General features: G+C 68.8%; 7 protein-coding genes and 1 pseudogene. 4 read left to right on the top strand and 4 right to left on the bottom strand.

Going from position 1 to position 4230, the window contains the following annotated elements; genetic code table 11:
* The 4 genes and pseudogenes from AC1D1G_RS42390 to AC1D1G_RS42405 form a co-directional block, all read right to left on the bottom strand.
* Nucleotides 1-96 (bottom strand): annotated as a pseudogene (locus AC1D1G_RS42390) (SDR family NAD(P)-dependent oxidoreductase); the annotation flags it as partial.
* Nucleotides 93-578, bottom strand: a complete 486-nt coding sequence (locus AC1D1G_RS42395) for a nuclear transport factor 2 family protein (RefSeq protein ID WP_283334750.1) — start codon at nucleotides 576-578, stop codon at nucleotides 93-95. The gene AC1D1G_RS42395 and the pseudogene AC1D1G_RS42390, both read right to left, overlap by 4 nt.
* 101 nt (nucleotides 579-679) lie before the next feature.
* The gene (locus AC1D1G_RS42400; RefSeq protein WP_317571350.1) at nucleotides 680-1123 is read right to left on the bottom strand and encodes a ferritin-like domain-containing protein; all 444 of its coding nucleotides are present in this window, start codon (nucleotides 1121-1123) and stop codon (nucleotides 680-682) included.
* The gene (locus tag AC1D1G_RS42405) at nucleotides 1120-1647 is read right to left on the bottom strand and encodes a hypothetical protein (RefSeq protein ID WP_477956619.1); all 528 of its coding nucleotides are present in this window, start codon (nucleotides 1645-1647) and stop codon (nucleotides 1120-1122) included. Before AC1D1G_RS42405 ends, AC1D1G_RS42400 begins: the two co-directional genes overlap by 4 nt.
* Nucleotides 1648-1843: 196 nt before the next feature.
* Here AC1D1G_RS42405 and rimP point away from each other — a divergent pair, with 196 nt between their 5' ends.
* The 4 genes from rimP to AC1D1G_RS42425 all read left to right on the top strand — a co-directional run.
* Complete coding sequence (gene rimP, locus AC1D1G_RS42410) at nucleotides 1844-2416, top strand: ribosome maturation factor RimP (RefSeq protein WP_105419291.1); 573 nt, start codon at nucleotides 1844-1846, stop codon at nucleotides 2414-2416.
* Nucleotides 2413-3444 carry a transcription termination factor NusA gene (nusA, locus tag AC1D1G_RS42415; protein ID WP_105419289.1) on the top strand — a complete coding sequence of 344 codons (1032 nt, stop codon included), beginning with the start codon at nucleotides 2413-2415 and terminating at the stop codon, nucleotides 3442-3444. Before rimP ends, nusA begins: the two co-directional genes overlap by 4 nt.
* 44 nt (nucleotides 3445-3488) lie before the next feature.
* The gene (locus AC1D1G_RS42420) at nucleotides 3489-3842 is read left to right on the top strand and encodes a YlxR family protein (protein WP_477956620.1); all 354 of its coding nucleotides are present in this window, start codon (nucleotides 3489-3491) and stop codon (nucleotides 3840-3842) included.
* 105 nt (nucleotides 3843-3947) lie between these two features.
* A partial coding sequence (locus AC1D1G_RS42425; protein ID WP_477956621.1) for a translation initiation factor IF-2 N-terminal domain-containing protein occupies nucleotides 3948-4230 on the top strand: 283 nt, incomplete at its 3' end.

Genomic DNA, 4230 nt, shown 5'->3' on the forward strand with positions numbered 1-4230 from the left:
GACGTAGACGGTCCACCCGGCGGCTCCCAGCGCCGTCGCCACACCCTTGCCGACGCCGCGGCTCCCCCCGGTGACCAGGGCTACCCCGGCGCTCACTGGACGACCACCGTGTCCTGGGTGAGCGGGCGGGTGATCGACCATCGAGTGGTGAAGTGGCATCGTGACATTCGCCAGCCGCCGTCCTCGAGACGGTAAGCGTCGTCGTACTCGCCGGAGGACACGGTCTCCGTCCCCTTCAGCAGATCGACCTGGCGGAACTTCAGCGTCCACGCGCCCGACGCCTCGGTGTTGCTGTGCATCACGATGTCCGGATGGAAGCCGTGGTGCATGTCGAGGATCACGTGCTTGCCGTCCACTTCGTGGAGCGCGATCCTGCGGAAGATGTCCGTGAGCCGGTCGGCGTCGTCGAACCGGCCGAGCGGACCGAAGTCGATCGACGCCCCGGTCGAGACGAAGCAGGCACGGAACGCGTCCGGATCCTTGCCGTCGCACGCTCGCCAGTAGCGGTACTTGAGCGCCTTGATCGCGTCGATCCGCTCCAGGTCCGCCAGACGCTGCTCCACCGAGCGTTCGTCCACGCCGCCGTCCTCCCGTTGCCGTTCACCGTGTCGGGAGAGACGCTAGGCCGGGAACGCGCCGCGTGGATGCAGAATCCCGGTGGGCGGGAAGCTGCGCGTCGTCAGGATCCGCCGGGGAACGGGTCGGTCACCGGATCGGTCCCGAGCGCCACGCGCCAGGTGGCCTCCCGGACGGCCGCCTCGGTCAGCGCGGTGACGCCGAGCGTGCGGGTGTCCTCCGTCTCACCGTGTTCGACGACGGCCCGCCACGCGACGGCGGTGTCGGCCTCGACCTGGGCCGCCAGCTGCGCGGCCGTGATCGGATCGGTGACCGGGAACGGCAGGGTGTAGCCCGCCTCGGCGGGCGGGGCCGTCAGCCCTGCCGCGGTCAGCGTGTCCAGGAGCCCGTCCCGGCGCGCCCGGTGGGCCGCGGCGGCGGTGGCCACCTGGGTGGCCCGGGTGGGATTCGAGAATGCGGCGACCACTCCGTAGGCGAACACCGCGGAATGTTCGGCGGTCAGCGCGTCGGCGAGGCTCTTACCCTCGGCTTCGGTGGGTGTCGTCACGGCAGCACCACCGCCAGATACGTTCCGCACGCGGCGCTGATCGACGCGCAGAGCCCCGCCCGGTAGGCGGTCAGTGTGCGCGCCGAATCGGCTGCGCTGCGCTGCGACTCGGCCAGGTCGGCCCGCAATTGATCGAGACCGGGCGGCGGCGCCGGAGCGGTCGGTGTCGTCGACGGGGGAGCGGACGTGGTCGGTGCGGCACCGTCCGGGTAAGTTCCTGCAGCCCTAGCGATTTCGGCGTCCAGTGCGTCGGCGTGTGCGGTGCGCTGGGCGCGGACGAGTTCGAGTGCCGCACCGCGATCGGGGAGCAGCGCGATCGTGGCCGCCGCGCCGGCGGCGTCACGACGAGCCAGACGCGACTGTGCGACGAGTGAATCGACCTCGGTGTCGGAGTCCGCGTCGTCGGCGCACCCCGCCAGCAGGGAGACGCTCGCGACGCCGAACGCCGAGGCTGCTGCGAACCGGAGAGCGGTGCGCCGGGACACGGCCGGACCGGATGTCGGGGGCCGGGAGACGGTGGGCATGAGCACCGGTCCATGGTGCCAGGTCGGGCCGCGATCCCGGGAATCGAGCACCGGGGCTGGTCACGGATGCCTCGAATCGGCGTTACTCTTAGATGCTCGAACCCGTCCCGGCGGGTTCGCGGTGCTGCGTGCGCAGCACGATGACCTGCCAGACCACGAACACGACGAGCGACAACTGAAACGAGGAGCTTCCCCGATGCCGGTTCCATCCAAGGAGAGGGTGACGGAGCTCATCTCCGATCTGGTGCAACGCCAGGGCTACGACTTGGAGGACGTTGCAGTCACCCTCGCGGGTCGGCACAGCGCAGTCCGGATCATGGTGGACAGTGACGCCGGACTCGAACTCGACGCGGTCGCGAACCTGAGCCACGAGATCTCCGAGGTCTTCGATTCGGTGTCCGATTTCGGGGAGTCGCCGTACACGCTCGAGGTCACGTCTCCCGGTATCGGCCGGCCGCTCACGCACGAGCGGCACTGGCGCCGGGCACGCGGCCGCAAGGCGCGTATCGATCTCGCGCACGAGACCGTCGTGGGTCGGATCGGCGTCCTCGACGGCGACTCGGTCGCGGTGGTGATCGGCTCGCGCACCGGCCCGGAGGTTCGGCGCGTCGCGCTCCCGGACATTCAGAAAGCTGTTGTGCAGGTGGAATTCTCGAAACCCGACCCGAGGGAGCTGGAACTCGCCGGCGGGATTCCCGAAGGTCGCGTGGCACCCGCGGACGCAGACGCGTCGGAAGATGAAGAAGTAGTAGAGGGGTTGGACAAGTGAATATCGACATTGCGGCGTTGCGCGCCATCGAGGCCGACAAGGGCATCTCGATCGAGACTGTCATCTCGACCATTCAGACCGCGTTGCTCACCGCCTATCGGCACACCGAGGGGCATCAGCAGCACGCGCGGATCGACGTCGACACCAAGAGCGGCATCGTGCGGGTGATGGCGCACGACGTCGACGCCGACGGCAATATGGTCGGCGAGGAATGGGACGACACCCCGGAAGGTTTCGGCCGGATCGCCGCGACCACCGCCCGCCAGGTCATCCTCCAGCGGCTGCGGGACGCCGAGCACGAGCGGAGCTTCGGTGAGTACTCCACCCACGAGGGTGAGATCGTCGGCGGCGTGATCCAGCGCGACACCCGCGCGAACTCCCGCGGCATGGTCGTCGTGCGGATCGGCAGCGAGGCCAGCGGCGCCGAGGGCCTGATCCCGCCCGCCGAGCAGGTGCCCGGCGAGAACTACGAGCACGGCGAGCGGCTCAAGTGCTACGTCGTCGGTGTGGCCCGTGGGCAGCGCGGACCTCAGATCACGCTGTCGCGCACCCACCCGAACCTCGTCCGCAAGCTGTTCGCGCTAGAGGTTCCGGAAATCGCGGACGGTTCGGTCGAGATCATCGCCGTCGCCCGGGAGGCCGGGCACCGGTCGAAGATCGCCGTCCAGTCGCGGGTGCAGGGATTGAACGCCAAGGGCGCGTGCATCGGGCCGATGGGCCAGCGGGTGCGCAACGTGATGAGCGAACTGGCCGGCGAGAAGATCGACATCATCGACTTCGACGAAGACCCGGCCCGGTTCGTCGGCAACGCGCTCTCGCCGTCGAAAGTGGTCTCCGTCACTGTCGTGGACCCCGAGGCGCGGGCYGCGCGTGTCGTCGTCCCCGACTTCCAGCTGTCCCTCGCCATCGGCAAGGAAGGGCAAAATGCCCGTCTTGCTGCGCGCTTGACCGGGTGGCGAATCGACATCCGCAGTGACGCCGCACCCGCCCCCGAGTCGGCAGGCGGACCCGCCGCGACCAGTCGTTGAGCCGGGAATGCGGAGATCGGGGCGAGTCGGCGGTAGAGTGGTCAATGGTTCAGCATGAGCATCCCGATTCTGCGCGCGTTCCTACCGGTTCACCGGTCCGAACATGCATAGGATGTAGGGAGCGCGCGCTGGCTGTCGATCTGCTCAGGGTTGTGGTTAGTGAGAGCGGGCCGCAAGGTCATGTTCTCGCCCCGGACCCGAGGCGCWGGCTTCCCGGTCGAGGTGCGTGGCTGCACCCCGTCGAGGCTTGCCTGAGTCTCGCGGAACGACGCCGAGCATTCGGCAGAGCACTGCGAGTGTCCGGAAGTGTCGACACGTCAGAAGTCGACCACTGGGTACGAGCAGGGCACCCACCCAGAGCAGTACCTCTCGAACAGAACAGGCACAAGCACTCATGAGCACACCGTGAAGCACCAGCGATGATCGTCCATCGGAGATAACCCGAGGTCGTGCGGGCCCCTCTCAGGGGAGCCTCCTGCTCGACCTCATCAGTGAGGAGAGCAGTGGCAGGCAAGGCCCGCGTGCACGAGTTGGCTAAAGAACTCGGTGTCACAAGTAAAGAACTACTCGCAACGCTCAAGGAGCAGGGCGAGTTCGTGAAGTCGGCGTCCTCCACGGTGGAGGCGCCCGTCGCCAGGCGTCTGCGGGAATCCTTCCCGTCGGCGAAGTCCGCCGATTCCGCAGCCCGTCCGGCTGCCAAGCCCGGCGCACCCGCGCCGAGCGCCCCGGCGACCGCAGCGAAGCCGGGCGGTCCCCGTCCCGGCCCGAAGCCGGCAGCCCCGGCTC

The sequence above is a fragment of the Rhodococcus sp. P3_B8 genome (assembly GCF_056402775.1).